The organism is Stenotrophomonas sp. PI_27, assembly GCF_027854495.1.
Classification (GTDB): domain Bacteria; phylum Pseudomonadota; class Gammaproteobacteria; order Xanthomonadales; family Xanthomonadaceae; genus Stenotrophomonas; species Stenotrophomonas pavanii.
The window spans coordinates 22,475-40,742 of the sequence record NZ_JAJNOF010000003.1; the positions used below are offsets into that span (position 1 = coordinate 22,475).

At 69.0% G+C, this 18,268-nt stretch carries 17 protein-coding genes; 7 read left to right on the forward strand and 10 right to left on the reverse strand.

All coding sequences use genetic code 11. The annotated features are described in order from the left end of the window. The first annotated feature begins 87 nt into the window (after window positions 1–87). The 7 genes from LRM18_RS04305 (at window position 88) to LRM18_RS04335 (ending at window position 5,108) form a co-directional block, all read left to right on the forward strand. Complete coding sequence (locus LRM18_RS04305) at window positions 88–486, forward strand: hypothetical protein (protein WP_064239550.1); 399 nt, start codon at window positions 88–90, stop codon at window positions 484–486. 171 nt (window positions 487–657) lie between these two features. After that, the gene (locus LRM18_RS04310) at window positions 658–1,092 is read left to right on the forward strand and encodes a hypothetical protein (RefSeq protein ID WP_064239551.1); all 435 of its coding nucleotides are present in this window, start codon (window positions 658–660) and stop codon (window positions 1,090–1,092) included. A 32-nt stretch (window positions 1,093–1,124) separates the two neighbouring features. Continuing rightward, window positions 1,125–1,301 carry a hypothetical protein gene (locus LRM18_RS04315; RefSeq protein ID WP_154803416.1) on the forward strand — a complete coding sequence of 59 codons (177 nt, stop codon included), beginning with the start codon at window positions 1,125–1,127 and terminating at the stop codon, window positions 1,299–1,301. A gap of 218 nt (window positions 1,302–1,519) precedes the next feature. Continuing rightward, on the forward strand, window positions 1,520–2,464 hold the full coding sequence (locus LRM18_RS04320) for a 2OG-Fe dioxygenase family protein (protein WP_064239552.1): 945 nt from the start codon (window positions 1,520–1,522) through the stop codon (window positions 2,462–2,464). A 68-nt stretch (window positions 2,465–2,532) separates the two neighbouring features. After that, the gene (locus LRM18_RS04325) at window positions 2,533–3,258 is read left to right on the forward strand and encodes a hypothetical protein (protein WP_270951585.1); all 726 of its coding nucleotides are present in this window, start codon (window positions 2,533–2,535) and stop codon (window positions 3,256–3,258) included. A gap of 88 nt (window positions 3,259–3,346) precedes the next feature. Next, the gene (locus tag LRM18_RS04330; protein ID WP_064239554.1) at window positions 3,347–4,531 is read left to right on the forward strand and encodes a hypothetical protein; all 1,185 of its coding nucleotides are present in this window, start codon (window positions 3,347–3,349) and stop codon (window positions 4,529–4,531) included. A gap of 76 nt (window positions 4,532–4,607) precedes the next feature. Next, complete coding sequence (locus tag LRM18_RS04335) at window positions 4,608–5,108, forward strand: lysozyme (protein WP_270951587.1); 501 nt, start codon at window positions 4,608–4,610, stop codon at window positions 5,106–5,108. A 60-nt stretch (window positions 5,109–5,168) separates the two neighbouring features. Here LRM18_RS04335 and LRM18_RS04340 read toward each other — a convergent pair whose 3' ends face one another. The 10 genes from LRM18_RS04340 to recC form a co-directional block, all read right to left on the reverse strand. Then, complete coding sequence (locus tag LRM18_RS04340; protein WP_270951589.1) at window positions 5,169–5,948, reverse strand: hypothetical protein; 780 nt, start codon at window positions 5,946–5,948, stop codon at window positions 5,169–5,171. A 34-nt stretch (window positions 5,949–5,982) separates the two neighbouring features. Then, window positions 5,983–6,180, reverse strand: a complete 198-nt coding sequence (locus LRM18_RS04345) for a hypothetical protein (RefSeq protein WP_270951591.1) — start codon at window positions 6,178–6,180, stop codon at window positions 5,983–5,985. Next, on the reverse strand, window positions 6,177–6,632 hold the full coding sequence (locus tag LRM18_RS04350) for a hypothetical protein (protein ID WP_270951593.1): 456 nt from the start codon (window positions 6,630–6,632) through the stop codon (window positions 6,177–6,179). The genes LRM18_RS04345 and LRM18_RS04350 overlap by 4 nt, the downstream gene beginning before the upstream one ends. Beyond that, a complete protein-coding gene (locus LRM18_RS04355; protein WP_064239559.1) occupies window positions 6,629–6,886 on the reverse strand; it encodes a hypothetical protein in 258 nt (85 codons plus the stop codon). The genes LRM18_RS04350 and LRM18_RS04355 overlap by 4 nt, the downstream gene beginning before the upstream one ends. 81 nt (window positions 6,887–6,967) lie before the next feature. Beyond that, complete coding sequence (locus tag LRM18_RS04360; RefSeq protein WP_270951595.1) at window positions 6,968–7,606, reverse strand: DUF2589 domain-containing protein; 639 nt, start codon at window positions 7,604–7,606, stop codon at window positions 6,968–6,970. Between the two features lie 84 nt (window positions 7,607–7,690). After that, window positions 7,691–8,197 carry a DUF2589 domain-containing protein gene (locus LRM18_RS04365; RefSeq protein WP_188238370.1) on the reverse strand — a complete coding sequence of 169 codons (507 nt, stop codon included), beginning with the start codon at window positions 8,195–8,197 and terminating at the stop codon, window positions 7,691–7,693. Window positions 8,198–8,313: 116 nt separating this feature from the next. Then, window positions 8,314–8,733 carry an AraC family transcriptional regulator gene (locus LRM18_RS04370; protein WP_162272199.1) on the reverse strand — a complete coding sequence of 140 codons (420 nt, stop codon included), beginning with the start codon at window positions 8,731–8,733 and terminating at the stop codon, window positions 8,314–8,316. Between the two features lie 500 nt (window positions 8,734–9,233). Beyond that, the gene (recD, locus tag LRM18_RS04375; protein WP_270951600.1) at window positions 9,234–11,123 is read right to left on the reverse strand and encodes an exodeoxyribonuclease V subunit alpha; all 1,890 of its coding nucleotides are present in this window, start codon (window positions 11,121–11,123) and stop codon (window positions 9,234–9,236) included. Next, the gene (recB, locus tag LRM18_RS04380) at window positions 11,120–14,800 is read right to left on the reverse strand and encodes an exodeoxyribonuclease V subunit beta (RefSeq protein WP_270951602.1); all 3,681 of its coding nucleotides are present in this window, start codon (window positions 14,798–14,800) and stop codon (window positions 11,120–11,122) included. Before recB ends, recD begins: the two co-directional genes overlap by 4 nt. Next, on the reverse strand, window positions 14,797–18,138 hold the full coding sequence (gene recC, locus LRM18_RS04385; protein ID WP_270951604.1) for an exodeoxyribonuclease V subunit gamma: 3,342 nt from the start codon (window positions 18,136–18,138) through the stop codon (window positions 14,797–14,799). Before recC ends, recB begins: the two co-directional genes overlap by 4 nt. Between the last annotated feature and the right edge of the window lie 130 nt (window positions 18,139–18,268).

Consider the following 18,268-nt stretch of genomic DNA (forward strand, 5'->3'; position numbering starts at 1 on the left):
CCCTGTGCGTCCACAGTCCCCGTTGCCGGGGTCGGATCCTTCGCCGCAGGCGAAGGCGCTGACCCCTGCTCTGCACAGGAAGCTCCAATGAGTTACGACATGATGGTGTTCGAGGCCAGCGCCGCACCACGCGAGGCGGCAGCCTTCATCGCCTGGTTCGAGAAGCAGACGCAGTGGAACGAGCGCCACGAGTATGACGACCCGGCGGTCAGCAGCCCGGCGCTGCAGGCGTGGTTCGCGGAGATGGCGCAGGACTTCCCGCCGCTGGACGGACCACTCAGCAACGACGATGACGATCGTGACGAAGTGACCGAGTACAGCATCGGCCGCCAGGTGATCTACGGCGCGTTCGCCTACTCGGTGGCTGAGCGCGCGCACGGGCGCGTGCAGGACTTGGCCGAGAAGCACGGCGTGGGCTTCTTCGACGTGAGTGCGGATGAAGCGGCGATCGTGTTCCCGGATGGGTTGGTACTGATTCCCGACTGAGCAGATGCGATGCTTCGGCTACCGCATGCTCCATCTGCAACACGTGGCCGCAGATCGGGCACGTACGGACCAGGGCCGCCGCACGTGCGCTCCTATACAGGGAGCGCGGCATGCCATGCCGCCGGCACGCACACCGCGCTGCCGTCCTGCATCGCTTCCTGGAGAACAGCCATGTTCCAGACCCTGCATCGCCTGCGCCGCCCCCTGCTGGCCCTGTTGTCGGCGCTGTCGCTATCGCTTGCCTTTGCTCTGCCGACGATGGCCTGCACCGTGGCCGGCCCGCCGTCGGCAACCAATGCCGCAACCATTGCCACGAGCATCAGCAACGGCCATGCGTATACCAAGCACAGCGGTGAGTTCATCAATGGTGTGGTGATCGCCGGCCTGGCCTTCCCGAACGCCACCATTGCCAGCAAGGGCGCCTTTGCCACCTTCCTGCAACCGATCGTCAGCAGTGGCGCGACCAACAAGGCCCTGTCCAGCAACCGCCATGCGTTCTGGGATACGTCCACCGGCACGGTGGTGATCTTCAATCCGGGTGCCAGCGACTGCGGCACTGCCTTTCGTCCTACCAACGGGCAGGCGTACTACACTGCGCTGAAGTAAGTTCCTGCTGCCGCAGATCTCCGGAGCCTGCCATGTCCCCCCTGCCGCCACTGAGCCACGACGAAATCATCGGCCTGCTCAACGCTCTGAACTACTTCGGCCATGCGGTCGATGCCGATACCTGCCAGACGCTGACCGGGCTGGAACAGGCACAGATGCAGGCGCTGCATGCACGTCTGGACCAGACGCTGGCCGGCACCCAGGACTGACCGCGGGCCGCAACTTCGGCCGCACGCTACGTTGCCTCACGGCCACCGCATGCCCTGCGGTGGCCGTGCTGTCTCTGCAGCATGCTGCACGTTGCACACGGTTGCGCCACGCGGACAAGCAGCCGCAACACCAAGCACCGCGGCGCGGGCAGGTGCTGGCTATACAGGACACGCACACGCCACTGACGGCGCGCTGCTTTCCGTTCCTGGAGACCACCATGGCCATTCCTGCCGCTGCGTCCGATGCGCTGCCCGCATCGGATGCGCCCCCGACACTGCACGCCCAGCGTTGCCTCGGCCAACCGCTGCCCCCACAGCGCCAGCGCGGCCCGTGGCCACAGTTGTTCAAACTCGACCAGCTGGGCCTTTCATCGCGTCTGCTGGATACGCTGGCCACCCACACCGATGCGCTGTGCTGGGATACCTACGACGTGGCCCAGCGGCGCCGGCGCCTGATCAAGCGTCACCACGGCATCCTGCAGGCACCGGTACGCACCCTGCTGGACCGCTGGGACGGCAGTGAACAGGATGCGGCCTGGCTGCCGCTGTTGGACGCATTGCCATCAATGCTGCGCGCGGCGGTGCTGCGCGTGGCACCCCATCGCCGACGCGCCCTGCGGAAGTATGGGCTGGACCGCGTGGCACCTGCCTGCTGGAACATACAGCCACTGGACGACCCGCACTTCGAGCAGCCCGCCAGCGGCGACCGCGCTCCACGCCGAACCTTCGCGTTGCTGCCGCCCGAACTGGCCTGCGATGCCGATCTGCTGCGGCTGTTGGCCGGCATCGCCGAGACCGTGCACGAGCGTTGTGGTGCGACCCGGCTGGCGGTATCGCTGCATCAGATGCTGACCCTCGCGCGACCCCATTGCACGGCCGAACCGGCACCGGAGGGCGTGCACCAGGACGGCGCCGACTACATCGTGTCGGCCCTGGTGATCCGCCGCCACAACGTCTGTGGCGGCAACTCGCGGGTCTACCTCGGCCGCGGCGGACGCCTGCTGCTCTCGCACACGCTGGCCGAGGGCCAGGGCCTGTTCCAGCCCGACGCGCGCTCGCCGCTGTGGCATGAGGTGACTGCCATCCACGCCGACAGCGACGCCGGCGGCGAACGGATGATCCTCGGCTTGGACATCCATGTGCTGCCAGCAGGTGCCGCATGAGCCTGCGCCGCCGACACGGTACCCGCCGTAGGCTATCGTCCCCCCCCTCAGGCTGGCGCGAACGGCTGGTGAAACTGGTGCACATGGTGGCCGAGCAGGCACTGCCGCTGACCATTGCCGGTGTGTCGTTCGTGATCGCACTGGATGCCTGGCTGTCGGCCCGACCGATGCAGTGGGAACACCAGCGGGCGCTGGCTTCGCTGTCCATCAGCAGCGACGTCGACAGCCAAGGCAAGCGCAACGCGGACAGTTTGCACACGCTGACCATCACCAATGTCGGCGAACTGAGCTTTGCCGTGCTGGACATCCAGCTGGAGCTGTCGGCACAGGAGGGGCTACGCGTGCCCTGGTCGCGCAACACGCTGCTGCAGGACCCAGCGGTGCTGCCGATCGGCCTGCGCCCGTTCCATATGGAAGTGGCCGGAGACAGGCGCAGTGCGCGCTTCAGCTTCCGCACCGAGACCGCGGGCTGGCACGTGATCGATCCGGGGCGTTCGGTCGACCTGGTATTCGCCCAGCCATTGCTGGGTCATGGGCGGCTGGGCATTCGTGCCGAGGTGTTTACCCAACCACTGCGCATGGCCGCGATGGGCGAGCAAATGACCGTCGAGCGCGTGGTCGCCGGCCGTATCCGCCACGTATCGGAAGAATCGGGCATGAACGTAATCTCCGATCTGGGCGTGTACCCCTACACCGCCGCGACCACGGTCATGGTGCCCGGCGCCGGCCGTGCCGTGGCCGAGCATGGGCCGGCACACCGAGCGCGGCGTTGGCAGGGCTCGGCAAACCACTGAAACACCGCGCGCGATGGGGCGCATGCGAGCGCCCTATACCTGTGTGGCGGGGACGATGAGCCCCGCGCCACCTGCACGGAGTCCACCGATGCCCTGCCCCCGCCCCGCGCCGCGCGCACCTGCCTGCCCTCCCACACAGGCCCGGCGGCGCCGCCATTTCCGGCGCGCCGCGCTGCTGCGCATCGTGGCCCTGCTGCTGGCCGCACTGTTGGGCAGCCTGCTGTCACCGAAATTGCCGGCGGCCGAACCGGAGGCACCACGCGTACTCGGCCTGCACGGCCACCTGGAGCTGGACTACAGCATCACCGTGCGCGTGCAGGGGCTGGCGGTCTGGGCGGCACGCAACGACGCGCGACGGCTGGTGCCGTTCATCGATGGCCGCGCGCTGCCCGGCACGTTTCCCGAATCGATCGACCTGGGCAACGGCCTGCTGGTCTACCACCCACGGATCAACAACGACAGCCGCAGCGTGTGGACGGATCTACTCGGCGCGCCGGATGGCATGCGGCGTGCGGTCACCTTCAGCGTCGGCCCGGTCGACGGCTCGCCGTTCGCCAGCGTGCACGACGAGCGCGGGCGGGTGCAGCTGACCGTGATCTCGCCCATCTACGGCGGTATCGCGCTGGCCGTGGTGGTGGTCACCCTGCTGGTATTCGTGCACCTGGCGCGCACCACCAGCATCATCCGCAAGCCGATCCCTTACGGGCTGGGGCCCTACGATCTCGGCCGTTTCCAGATGGCGGTGTGGTTCTTCCTGATCTACCTCTCCTACACCGCCATCTGGCTCGTGACCGACGACACCGACACCATCCATCCCTCGCTGCTGGCGCTGCTGGGCATCAGCGCCGGCACGGCATTGAGCGACGCGGTGATCGATGCTGGCGGCCCCGCGCCCGGCACTTTCCCACCGCTCGTGGATGCGCCTGCCGCCGACGCGCGCGGGCAGTGGCCGGCCCAACGCACCTCGATCGGGCAAAGCCGCAGCCGCCTGCATGCCGCCCGCCGTCAGCTGGCCGAGCACGGCGGTGCCGGGCCGGACGCTGAAAGCGGCCACAACGCCTCGCACGGGCTGCTGCACGATCTGCTGTCCGATGCGCACGGCTACCGCTTCGACCGGTTCCAGATCTTCGCCTTCACCCTGATCCTCGGCGTGGTGTTCCTGTCCGGTGTCTACAACAACCTGAGCATGCCCGAGCTCAGCCCGACCCTGCTGGGCCTGATGGGCCTCAGTTCGGGTACCTACATCGGCTTCAAGCTGCCCGAGCGGCGATGAAGGCCACCGATGCCCGGCCATGCTCACATGGCACGGCGACCTCTCCTGGATGCGCCCAGACCAACGAGGAAGCACGATGAACGCAATGACGTTGAGCCCACAGGGCATCGACTGGCTCAAGCGGGTGGAAGGACAGCGGCTGCAACCCTACGATGACCAGACAGGCAAGGCGATCGACCATTGGGTGGCCGGTGCGACCGTCGGCTACGGGCACCTGATCACCCGCGACGAATGGGCGGCACTGGGCCGGGGCGTCACCTTGGCCGAAGCCGAACGGCTGCTGCTCAAGGACCTGGCGCCCTTCGAGCAGATGGTCGTCCGCAGCGTGAAACCCAGCCTGGCCCAGCACCAGTTCGATGCCCTGGTGATCCTGTGCTTCAACATCGGTAGCGGCAATTTCGGCCGTTCCTCGGTGCTCAAGCTGGTCAACGATCCGCACGTGGCCACGCCCTACGCCAACCTGGAGGCGGCCTGGATGGCATGGACACGGTCGCAGGGCAAAGTGATGAAGGGACTGGTCAACCGCCGTGGCGCCGAGTGGCGCATGTACAGCAGCGGCAGCTACGACCACTGGTAACGGCAACGCCCCGCGATGCCTGGTCGGGCATCGCGGGGCGCGGGTGGGTACGCGGCAGGCTCAGGGCGTGCGTTGCAGACTGCAGTTGGGCACGCATTCCCCGATGCCCGGTTCGATCTGCAGCCGGGTGGCATCCGCATCGGCCTGCACCCGCAGCCAGTGGCCGATCAGGCGGTCGCAGGCCTGCCCTCCCGGCCCCGGCAGTGCGCTGAACCAGCTGCCCTGTGCAGTGGTGCCTTCATAGCGCAGCGGAGCACGACAGCTGCGCGGGCTGTCATAGGCCAGTTCACTGCCCCGGTCGCCAGGGTCACGCGCCGCCAGCCGCAGGCGCAGGGCAATCGGCCTTCCATTGCTGGTCACCGTGCTCACCCAGCGGCCCTGCACGGCATCGGCACCCCCATCGGTGGCCTGGCCGGGTTTCCACATCGCGACTGCGACCGGTGTGGTGCCGGGCACGTGCAGCGTCGCCTGCGGGCCCTGCACTTCGAGCGTGGCGATCTGGCCCACCAGCGCGTTGCAGCGGTAGCCCCCGTTGGCATCGTTGATGGTCAGGCGCACCTGGCCATTTTCGGCGAGGTTACGTGCGGCCTTGACCCTGCAGTTGTAGGGTCCACCGAATTCCAGCGTGGCCTGGCGCCCATCCGCGCCGTCACTCAGGCGCAGTGACCAGGGTCGGCCGCTGCCGGCATTGCTGCCTACCCAGGTGGCTGCTGCGGTGGGCGTGGTGGCGTCGGGCTGGCGCATTGCAGCCACGGCGCTATCCGGGTATGGGCCGGCCCAGGCCAGCAGCGGGGCCAGCAGCAGCGTCGGCGAGCGGCGGAGGGAAAGTGGGGCATGCATCGGAATCTCCTGTCATTGGGGCGGCCACAGCCGCTCAGAGATGGCGGTTCAACAAGGCGATGGCGAACACCAGCAACCACAGGGTGGTGAGCAGCTGACGCCGGCGGCGGCGGCGGCGTTCGGCCGCCTGTTGGCGGCGCTGCGCCAGCACCGGGGCCAGCCAGAGCCGGACCTGGCGTGCATCTTCATCGGACAACCACAGGCGCAGGCGCGCGCGTCGGACCATGGTCATGCCTCCCGGCCAGTGATGGGATCGATCAGCAGGGGCCTCAGCAGCTGGCCATCCAGCAGCAGTTCGCCGCGCAGCGGGTTGCCGCCGTGCAGCACGATGGTCAGCCGGTGCGGCGCGTCACGGTGGGTGGGCAGCAGGGCCAGTGCCGGCGGCTGCCCGTCCTGGTCTGGCTCGGCTTCCTCCACGTCGCAGTCAATCTGCACTTCCAGCGTGGACGCCAGAATGCGCCCAGGCGCGACCAGTTCATGCAGCGGCACGTCCATCGCCTGCCAGCGTCCGTCCTGCCAATGCTGCACGCACAGGGCCTGCCCGCGATACAGGCGTGCCTGCAGGCGTTGCAGGTGGGCTTGTGCGCAGGACTGGCGCGTACGCGCCAGGGCGCGGGCCAGGGTCGCGATCAGGTCGTCCAGGTGCGGGTCGGCATGGCCCCGCCTGCCGGTACCATGGTTCACTCGCTCATCCACACCGGCCGCCGCGGGAAGCCGACGTGGTAGGCCAGCCACTGCAGCACCACCTGGTGCTCGCCGATCTGCAGGATGGTGAAGCTGCGCTCGATGCCCAGGATCGCCCCCTTGGGCGTGTCGCTCAGGCAGCGGTTGAGCAATGACTGGGCCTGGGCCAGATCATCGTCGGTCAGCATCTGTGTCGGGTTGTTGCTGCCCACCACAATCCGTCTGACGAACTTTACGTCGTTGAGATCGAACATGAAGCGCTCCCCTGCGTTGGATGTCCGGAACCGCCACGCCAGGCCGGCGCGGCGGTCCGTGCTGCGATGCGATGGACCGGCTTACGCCGCCACCGGCACCGGTGCGCTGACCTTGCGCGGTGCGGTGGCGGTCTGCAGGATGTCCATCACCCGGGCCAGTCCTTCAGGCATGCCGGTATCCTCGGCCAGCACCGACACGGTGTACTTGGCCGAGTTGTCCGAGCTGCGGGCATTTTCCTTGTGCGAGGCCACCGAGCCCTGGATGTTCACCTTGGCCGAGAAGATTCCCCAGCCGACCTTCATCTCGGCCTGCAGACTGGCCGAGTAGTCACTGGATTCCTTGGCCGAGAACGAGGACTTCACTTCCATCTCGAAATTGATGTCGACCCTCTGGATGCTCAGGTTCGGCACCTTGACGATGGCCAGCAGTGGCACTTCCAGTTCCACTTCTTCTTCGGCGAAGGGCTGGGCCGCCTTGGTCGCCGGATCGAGGTTGTCGACAGGGCGCTTGAAGCGGAACAGCGCGGTGCGGGTGGCACCGACCGCGTTGGGATCGGCGTTGGCGGGGTCCGGCGGCAGGAAGCCGACAGAGCGGATGAAGCTGGCGGTGGCTTGGGCCAGCTTGATCTGTGAATCGCAGGCGGCCGTCAACGGACCACCGATGAGATCGCTCATCGGCAGGCCCTTGAACTGGCTGGAGATATTGACCAATTCGCTCATTGCGCGTTACTCCTGTGGGTTGGCGTGCCGCCGGCCGCCGGATGCGGCGCGGGGCATACGCGGGGGTGCAACAGCCGGGGTGGATCAGGTCGCCTTGATGGTCTTGAAGACCCCCTGGCTTTGCGCCAGGTGGTTCATCAACCGGGCCGCGCCATCGGTCGGCTCGGTTCCTTCCACGCGCAGCTGCACGTGTACGTTGCCCACGCCCTTGCCGCGGCCGGTGTCCAGTCCTACGTGTCGCGCCGCCGGCCGCGGCGACTCCCAGGCATCCGCTGCGCCCGGCGCAGGCACATCCGGATCCTCGGCTCCCAGGTCCGCCAGGTCCGCGTCGAAACTGATCTCCACTTCCCGGATGCGCAGGTTGTTGGTGGAGACCAGGGGCAACAGCGGAGCGCGGTAGAGGTCTTCATCACCTTCCTCGGCCTGGGGGTGCTGCGAGGGGAGGCGGATGGTGACGCTCCTGGGCCGGTTGTCTTCATCGAAGAAGTCGCGCAGGTTTGAAAGCTGATGCATCTCGATGCTGTCCTGGGCCTCGATGACGGCCCCGGCCAGTGCTTCGATCAAACTGTGGAAAGTCATGGTGCCGCTCATGTCGCCTGCGCTCCTGGTGATGGGTATGCCTGCCGCGGGGCGGCGATGTGCCCGGTGCCACGCGGTCATTGATAGCCGGACGGCAATGCGGCCATCCGGCGTGGTGTTGCAGCGGCTTAGCGCCGGGTTGCAGGCGTGCGCGGCGGGTTGCCGCGCATGCTCGACGGCGGTTCGCCGTAGTGGTGCCGGTAAGCGCGGCTGAAGCCGGACAGGCTGACAAAGCCCACCGCGTAGGCCACATCCGATACATTGCCTTCGCCTTCGCACAGCAGGCGCCGCGCAAGCTGCAGGCGCACCAGCCGGATCAGTTCACCCGGTGGGTGGCCAATACTGGCCACCAGCTTGCGGTGCAGGCTGGTGCGCGACATGTTCAGGGCCGACGCCAGCTGGTCCACCGACAGCGTTTCATCATCGGCATGCCGCTCGATCCAGTGCCGCGCACGTTCAACCAGCCGCGCCGCAGCGGTGCCATGCGGTCGGATGCGCGTGCGCGCCAGCAGCGCATCCCAGGCGTCGTCGGCTGAAGCGGCGTCCATCTCAGCGCAGCTGCAGTGGTGCATGCGCGAGAACAGGGCCAGACTCCATGCCAGACGCGGCCCATCACCGTCGTCATGGCCATCGGCGCCTTCGGGCAAAGGTCCACTGTGTGGGGGGATGAAGTCGAGACTTCGCTGGAAAAACTCCATAGCCGTGCCACCTCCTTCTGCTGAAATGCCGGTCCGATGCATCAACGGATCCCGCCCGCAGACCGCCGGCAGTGCTGCCGGCATGACGGTGGCGATGGCTCAGGATCCCCCGCTGCGGAAAGTCGGGAACGACACCGCAGCATCCTGCTACCGGTGTAACTGGCGGCGTCTGCGCGGATTTGGCATCACGTTGCAGATGTTTGACAGGACGTTGCAGTGCGCTGTCGTATCGGCAGCGCACCGCTCCTGCTGGATTAGCGGCGTCCCCGACGCCGGGCGATTGTGATGCGCCTCACTGTGTTCACGAGGTCTGCACCGCAGTTGGCTTTGTCATCACGACTTCAGCTCGATCAGAACAACTGGCCCTGTGCCGGTATGTCCTGCACCGTTGAAAACGTGGTATCGGTCTCACCTGCGTCGATGGCACCCAACCGCCATGCCAACCCGCCCAGCCTACCGGCATGGCGTGCCAGCGCCACCTTCAGCACCGCCTCACTGGCGGCAACGTGAAGGCGCTGGCGAGCACGGGTCAGGCCGGTGTAGACCAGTTCGCGCGACAGCACGCGGCTGTCCTGGCGTGGCAGCTGCAGCCACACTTCATCGAACTCCGAGCCCTGTGCCTTGTGCACGGTCATCGCAAAGGCGCTTTCGTGCGCGGGCAGTGCTGCGGGGTGGAAGGCGCGCGGCTGCTCGACGGTGTCGCCGGGGAACCAGGCGACCATCGCGCCGCTGCTGTCGCGCAGGCAGATGCCGATATCGCCGTTGAACAGGCGGTGCCGGTAGCTGTTCTCGGTCACCAGCAGCAGGCGGCCCTGGAAGTAGCCCGGGGTGTTGCCCGCCAGCAGCTGCTCGATACGGCTGTTGAGGCCACGCGCGCCTTGCGGGCCTTCGCGCAGCGCGGTCAGCACGCGCAGTCGCCCGGCCTGCTGCAGGGCAAGCACCGGATCGGCGGCGTCGGCCAACGCACGCCAATGGCCCAGCAGGTGCTCGCGCTGGCCGCGCAGCGGGTCGGCCTCACCTTCGTGGAAATGCACGCCGGCCAGTTCACCGCCGCGCAGCAGCTGCAAGGCGGCGCCGGCCTCACCCTCGCGCACGGCGTCTGCCAACGGGGCCAGCACCAGTGCATCGCTCTGCCGGTACCCACGTTGCAGCTGCACGCGGCGGCCGGCGAAGGCGCGCGGTTCGGCCTGGGGCTGCAGCGTGGACGGCGCCAGCAATCCACGCAGCGCCTGCGCGTCATCGGCGCGGGTGCCGATGCCATCACCGCTGGCACGCAGGATCGCACTGAGCACGTCGCCGGCTTCCACCGACGGCAGCTGGTCGGGATCGCCGAGCAGGATCAGCCGCGTGCCGCTGGCGACCGCGTCAACCAGCTTGGCCATCATCGGCAGATCGATCATCGACGCTTCGTCGACCACCACCACGTCCACCGGCAGCGGATTGTCGGCGTGGTGGCGGAAGCGCGGCGAATCCGGGATCACGCCAAGCAGGCGATGCAGGGTGGTGCCGGTACTGGGCAGTGCCGCGCACAGCGCCGGGTCCACGCCGTGCTCCTGCAGGCGCTGCACGGCCAGCCGCAGGCTCTCGGCCATGCGTTCGGCGGCGCGCCCGGTCGGCGCGGCCAACGCCACCTCGGGCAGCGGTTGGCCGGCATGCCGGGCCTGCGCCGCCAGCAGCAGCAACAGGCGTGCGATGGTGGTGGTCTTGCCGGTGCCGGGGCCGCCGGTGACCAGCGCCAGCGGATGGCGCAGGGTCACGCCGGCTGCGCGTGCCTGGTGGTCCTCGCCGCCCAATGCCTGCGGGAACAGCTGCGCGAACAGCGGTGCCAGCGCGGCCATGTCCGGCGGCGGCAGCGGATGCCGGCCGATGCGCTGCAGCCCGGCCGCCAGCTGCCGCTCGTACTCGCGGTAGCGGCGCAGGTAGAGCAGGCCGTTTTCCAGCACCAGCGGCGCGTCCTCGGCGATGGCATCGGCCTGCTGCGGCGTCGCTACCCACGGTGATGCTCGCAACTGTGCCAGCCAGTCCTGCGCGGCAGGCCATTCGGGCACGCCGTCCAGCAACCGCTGCGGTTGTGCCGGATCAAACCCGGCATGGCCCTGCGACACTGCCAGCGAGGCCAGCGCGGCCGCCACTGCCACGCTGTCAGGGGTATCCGCCCGCAAGCGTTGCAGGCTGGTCGCCAGTGCGTGATCGAGCGTGCGCAGCTGGCCGTTGCGATACAGCTCGTGCAGCAGGCTCATGCGCTGCCCCCCCGCGCACGTGCGGCCAGTTCGGCCTGGGCCTGCCCGCCACCGGCGAACAGCGCATCCAGCGCATCCACCAGCGCGAACGGGAAGCGATCCACGTGCACGCCGTTGCCGGTGCCGTCCAGGCCACGGCAGAACAGGTAACGGATGCCGCCCATGTCGCGCTCGTAGTCGTAGGCCGCGCCCAGCCGGAAGCGCAGCCAGCGGTGCAGCGCCACGGTATAGATCAGCGCCTGCAGGTCGTACTCGCTGTGGCGCATGGCGATGGCCAGCAGGTCCGGACTGTAGCCGGGCAGGCGATTGGACTTGTAGTCGAGCACATACCAGCGACCATCGCGCACGTAGGTCAGGTCGATCATGCCGGTCATCAGCCCTTCCAGGCGGCGGCGTTGGCCGAAGCCGCGCCGGCCACTGGAAACGCCGTGTGCATGCAGCACCTGCAGCAGCGCCGGCACCGTGGTGGGTTCGATGGCGAAATGGAAGTCGATCTCCGCACGGCGCTCGCCTTCGCCAAGGCTGTGCAGGGCTCCGCCTTCGGGCAGCGGCACGGTGAGCGTGTGGCCGACCAGGGGCACCAGCACGGCCACGCCCTCCTCAAGATCGGCATCGGCGTAGCCCTCGTCGTGCAGCGCCTTGCGCAGCACCTCGGACTGGCCTTCCGGCGCCGGCAGGCCGGGTTGCCAGCCGGCCCATGCGGCGAAGTCAACGTTCTCCATGGCCTCATGCAGCACGTTGCCGAAGCGGCTGCCCATGAAGCGCGGGTCCACAGGCGTGCTGTCCTCGGCGGCGACGGCCGGCTCCGGCAGTGCCGGTTCCAGCGGCAGTTCCGCGCCCGCGGGTTCGTCGGCGGCGGGCGCCGGCAGCTCGGTGGCCGCCGCTTCGATATCACCGCCAGCGCCGGCATCGGCATGCGCCAGCTGGGTGAAGCTGTATACCCACCAGTCGTGCGGCACGCGCCGGGTCAGTGCCCGCACTGCCGGAAGGTCGCCTTCCACTTCAGCCGCCAGCTGCGGCAGCGTGGCCGGGACCTCGCTGTCGTCGATGTGCACGTCGGGATGCGAGCGCAGCACCTGCAGGTCGCCCAGCAGCGGTGCCAGCCGGGTCTTTCGCAGCCCGGCCAGATCGCCCACGGCGATCCACAGCGCGTGCTCGGCACGGGTCAGGCCGACGTACAGCAGGCGCGCATCCTCGGCGCGCTGCTCGCGCTCGCGCTGGCTGCTGGCTGCTTCCCAGGCGTCGTCCTTGCCCAGCTTCCAGTGCAGCTGGCGCTGGCCATCGACATGCACGGTGCAGTGCGACGCGGTGTTTGGTGCACCGCCGTCGATGCCGACGAAGGGCAGGTACACCAGCGGATACTCCAGGCCCTTGCTCTTGTGCAGGGTGATGATCTGTACGCGGCGTGCATCCGATTCCAGGCGCAGCAGCTGCTGCTCGTCATCCTGGTCGGCGCTGGCCATCTGGCCCTGCAGCCAGTCCAGCAGGCCATGCATGCCCAACGCCTGCGCCGAGGCCTCCTGCAACAGTTCACCCAACTGCAGGTAGTTGGTCAGGCGGCGCTCACCGTCAATCAGCGCCAGCAGCCGTTCGCCCTGTGCGGCACAGACATCGGCAATCACCGCGAAGGGTCCGCCGCGCTGCCAGCGCTCACGCCAGTGCAGCAGCTGCGCCTGGAACCCGCGTTGCAGGTCGCCCTCGCGCTCCATCGCCGCGATCGCGCTGGCCCGCTGGCCGAGCAGCACGGTGGCCAACGCCGCGCGCAGGCGGCCCTCGTCGGCCGGTTGCAGCAGTGCCAGCAGCAACGCACGCAGATCGCGCGCTTCGCTGGTGGCGAACAGGCTCTGCTTGCCGGCCGCCACCGCAGGAATGCCGACCGCCGCCAGCGCGCGCTGCACCAGGGTGGCCTCACGGTGCGAACGCACCAGCACGGCCATGTCGCCCGGCTGTACCGGCCGCCCGCGCAGCAGCGCCTTGCCGGCCCGCGCATCGACCAGGGTCTGGTGGATCGCTGACACGCACGCCCGCGTCGCAGCGTCGCGCGAGGCGTCGGCACTCATCGCCTTGTCGGACCCGCTGCGCAGCACGCGCAGGGTCAGCGCCACCGCAGCATCGCCGTGGCGCAGGTAGTCCGAATCGGTGCGCACGCCGCCGGGACGCACCGGCTCGAACTGGATGCCGGGTTCGAGGAAGGCGTCGTCGCCACCGTTGTCGTACAGCGCCTGCAGCGCACGCAGCACGGCCGGTCGCGAGCGGAAGTTCTGATCCAGCACCGGCGCCTGCTGCGCGACCTGCTTGGCCTTCAGGTAGGTGTGGACATCACCGCCGCGGAAGCCGTATATCGCCTGCTTCGGGTCGCCGATCAGGAACAGCGCCGACGCCAGGCCGAGTTCGCGCACCTCCGGCGAATCGCCGAACACGCTGTGGAAGATGCCCCACTGGCGATCGTCGGTGTCCTGGAACTCGTCGACCAGCGCGATGCGGTACTGCGCGCGCAGCTGCCTGACCAGCGCCAGCCGCTGCGGGCCTTCCAGGGCTGCGGCCACGCCATCGATCAGGTCGTCGTAGGTCTGAACCCGGCGCGTTCGCTTCAGCGCCTGCAGGCGCTGCGCGGCTTCTTCGCGCAGGCCGTGCAGGAAGGCCAGCGCGCTGTCCCGCAGCCAGGCATCGCGTTCGGCCAGCAGCGCGACATAACGCGCCAACGGTGCCTGCAAGGGCGACGACGGTGTCCGATCGGCAAACTTCTTGTTGGTCTTGTCGGCCAGCGCGTCCGGCAGCAGTGCCGGCAGGCGTTCGCTGGCCAGCAGTTCGCGGGGATCGTCGCGCTCGGCCCAGGCCAGCAGCTGCCGGCCCAGCGGGTGCAACCAGCCCAGCTTGTAGGACACGCCGTTGATCCACTTGTTGTCGACCGCATCGCAGAGGTCGATGAAGAACTGCTCGCCGTGCTCGCGCACGCTTGCGGACAGCGCTGCCGCCGCGTGCTGCAGGGCGGCCTGCGGGTCGGCCAGCGCCACTGCCTGTGGCAACGGGTGCAGCGGCGGCGCGCCCAGCAGCGCGCGCAGGTCGGCCGCCAGCGCGTCCGGGTTGGACCAGAGCCAGGTCAGCGGCTCCAGCGTGGCCGGATCGTTGGCATGCACGCGCCACAGGTCGGCCGCAAGCTCTTCCAGCAGCTCGCGGTCGCTGGCCAGCAGCTCCGGTGGATCGAACGTGTGGCCGCTTTCCAGCGCGTGCTCACGCAGCACGCGGGTGCAGAAACCGTGGATGGTGAAGATCGCGGCCAGATCGATCTCGTCGGCCGCCACCTGCAGCCGCCGCTTCAGCGCGGCCGGGCTCTCGCTGCCACTCCGCAGGTGGCGCTGCAGCACCTCACGGGTCAGCCGCACGTCCGGCGCTTCGCCCTCGGCCGGTTCCAGATCGACCAGGCGCGCAGCCAGCGCCAGGCGCTCGCGGATGCGCTTGCGCAGCTCCTGGGTGGCGGCATCGGTGAAGGTGACCGCCAGGATCTGGCCGATGCGCAGACCCTGCTCCACCACCAGGCGGGTGAACAACGTCGCCAGGGTGAAGGTCTTGCCGGTGCCAGCGCTGGCTTCGATCAGGCGGATGCCGTCCAGCGGCAGGGCCAGGTAGGGATCGCCCGCCATGCGCTGAAGTCCTTCGTCTGCCATGGAGGTACTCATTCGCTGCCCTCCTGGCTGGCGCCAAGCGCGCGGCCTTCGCGCACGGCGCTGAAGACCACCTGGCTGTTGCGCAGCAGGTCAGCGTAGCCCGCGTCGGTGGCGAAGGGGTCGGCACCGCGCAGCAGCAGCTGCCAGGCGTCGCTGCGCGATTCGCCCCACGTGCGGTCACTGCCGTGCCACTGCTTCCAGCCTTCGCTGCGCTGCTTCTCACCCGCCGTGGTGTACAGCACCCAGCCGGTATACGGGGCAAAGCGCAGCGGTTCGCGCAGGCCGCGCCGGCGCAGCTGCAGCAGCGCGCGCAAGGCCGCACGTGCTGCAGGAACATTCAGTGCCGGCAGCACGTGCGGGCCCGGGCCGTTGTCGCCGCCATCGTAGAACTGCACCAGCGGCAGGGCGTCGCCAGCCGCGTTGGCCAGCAGCCAGTCCAGGCCCTGGCGGATCACCGCATTGCCATTGAGCGGGCCGGCGCGCAGGCGCACCAGCCCTGCGGGGTGACGATCGGCCACGCGGCCATGCAGGCGCACGCCGTCGATCTCTACCTCGTAGCGGCGGCTTTCCAGCGGTTCGCCCTGCATCCAGCCCAGCAGCGCGCTGGCATACGGGCGGGTCTTCAGCTGTTCGGCGTCGAACTGGCGCTCGCCCAATGGACCCGACGGCAACAGGCCACGCGCGCGCAGCCGCGGGTACAACGGCTCGGTATCGCCGCTGAGCGTGGCACGCACCACCGCCGCCTGCACGCTGCGCTTCTCCGGGCCGCGCGAAGACAGCACCAGCGGTTCCAGGTCATCGACTTCCTCGACGTCGTCGGCCAGGCGCAGGCCCAGCGACTGTGCGAGGAACTGCCCGGCCGGATCGCACAGGAAACGACGCAGGGTATCCAGCGCGACGTCGTCTTCCACCGCATCGTCGAGCGGCGGCGGCAACGGTGCATCGAACCACGGCTGCAGGTCGCCCCGCTGGCCGCTGAGGCGACCGGCCGCCGGGTGCCACTGCCGCCGATAGCTGAAGCGACGCGGATCGCCATCGCCGAAAGCGGCCGGTGAGAACGGCTGCAGGGCATGGCGCACGGTGAAGTCGCGGGCGGCCGCAGGCGGGTCGAGGTGATACGCCGCGGCGGCATCGATCAGTTCACTGACCAGCACCGACGGCTCACGCACGCTGCCATCGCGCGGATCGGCGCCCAGGTAGCTGAGGTAGAACACCTCCTGCGCGGCCGCGAACAACTGCAGGAACAGGAAGCGGTCGTCTTCGCGGGTGGAGCGGTCGCCCGGTCGGCGGCGCGGCGTGTCCAGCTCGGCGGTGAGCTGGTTGAGACCGGCGGCGGGGTCACGCCGGGGGAAGTCACCGTCATTGAGGCCCAGCACGCAGATCACCCGGAACGGCAGCAGCCGCATCGGCACCATGCGGCCGAAGCTGATGCCACCGGTCAACAACGGCGCGCGCGTATCGGCCTCGCCCAGCACGGCGGCGAAGTGCGCGCGCACCACCTCCGGCGGCACGCCTTCGTCGAAGCCGGCCTTGGCCGCACCGTCGGCGAACTGGTTCAGCAGCTTGCGCAGGCGTTCCAGGGCGCGCTGGCTGTTGGGCGAGCTGGGTGCGGTCGGCAGCAGCGCATCCAGCAACGACAGCAGCCGTTGCCGCCATTGCGCCGGCGTCAGCAGCTCACCCAGGCGGCGCTGATAGATCGCCAGCACGCGCAACAGGCGCAGCAGCCGGTCAAGCGCTTCCAGCGCACCGCCTTCCAGTTCGATCCACGGCGCCACGCCGGCCACATCGGCCTCGCTGCCGGTGGCATGGCCCAGCACCAGCCGGTCCAGCGCGAACTGCCAGGTGTAGGCATCGTCGGCCGGCGCCTGGTGCTGGTTGCGGTGCTTCGCATCCAGGCCCCAGCGTGCGCCGGCCTGCTGCAGCCAGCCATGCAGGCGGTCGAAGTCCACCGCTTCCAGGCCCGCCGCCTCGGCCAACGGGGCGCTGGCCAGCAGGTCCAGCACTTCGTTCAGGCCGAAGCGCGAGACCGGCAGGCCCAGCAGGTGCACGAACACGTCGGCCAGCGGCTCGCCGGCGAGCGGGCTGCTGTCGGCCAGTGCATAGGGAATGTGCTCGTCCTCGCCCCCACGGCCGCCGAACACCGCTTCCAGATACGGCACATAGGGGTCGATGTCCGGTGCAAGCACGGCGATCTCCCGCGCCTGCAGCGGCGGGTCGAAGCGCGGGTCCTGCAGCAGGCTGCGCAGCTGGTCGTGCAGCACCTGCAGTTCGCGCAGGCGGGTATGGCAGGCATGCACCTGCAGGCTGGGATCGTCGCTGCGCAGCCCGTCGCGCAGCTCGCCCGAGGGCAGCGCACGGCGGTGGAACAGATCGCGCTGCAGGCGATGCAGCAGGCTGTCGGACAGGCCGCCTTCGGCCAGCGTCGGCCGGGTGTCGTCCTCCGGATCCGAATACGCGGCAATCTCGCCGGCCGGGTGCACCACCTCGTAGCTGCCCAGCACCGCCATGAAATCGCGCCCGGCTGCTCCCCAGGCTTCCAGCAGCCGGTTCTCGCCCGCTGCTTCGCCGAAGGGATCCGGCGCGCCACTGCGCAGGCGCTCGGCCAGGGTCTGCAGGTCGCCCCAGTACGACTGCACGGGCGTGGGCATGTAGAAATGCAGTTCGCCCACCCGCGCCTGGGTGGCCATCACCCGCAGCACGTCGGGCGAAATGTTGAGCGTCGCGAACGCCGACATGCGCCGCGGCAGGCCTTCCGGCAGCGGCTGGCCAGCGCCCTCGAAGCGATCGAGATAGGCCTGGATGCGCCGCGCACGATAGTCGTGGCCACCGGCAATGGTGCGCCACAGGATGGCCTGCGGATCGGCCGGGTCGGCGCCGGCCTCCCAGCGCAGCAGCCAGTCACGCCGCCAGGCCTGGTACTTCTCGAACACCGAGGCCAGTTCGCCGGCCAGTGCCCAGGGCTTCAGCGCGTCGCCACCGGCAAGATAGGACTGCAGCGCGCGCAGTGCTGGCTGCGCCAGCAACGCCGGGTCGCGCAGTGCCTGGTACAGCTTCCAGTGCAGGCCGGCCGCGTCGAGGTCGTCGCGTTCCCCCGGCACATTGGCGTTCAGTGCACGGGCCACGAACTCGCCCGGGGTCAGGAACTCAAGGTTGGCGGCAACGCCATATTCGGCAGCAAGTGTCGCTTGCAGCCAACGCCGCATCGCCACCTGTGGGATCAGCACCACGTCCGGCGTCAGCAACGGCTGGCCCGGAACCGGCGCACGCACGTTGCGCGCCAGCAGCGCGGCCAGCACGTCCAGGGAATTGGAATGGTAGAGGCGGAAATCGCTGCCCGGGTCACTCATCATGCACAGTGTGCAGCAGAGCAGGCCGTATTCAATGGCTGGCTCATCGCCGGTACGGATTGTTCCGCGCTGCCGGCCGATTGTCCCGGCCTGGCAGCGGCCTTGCCGTGCCACAATACTGGACCGTCCAGTC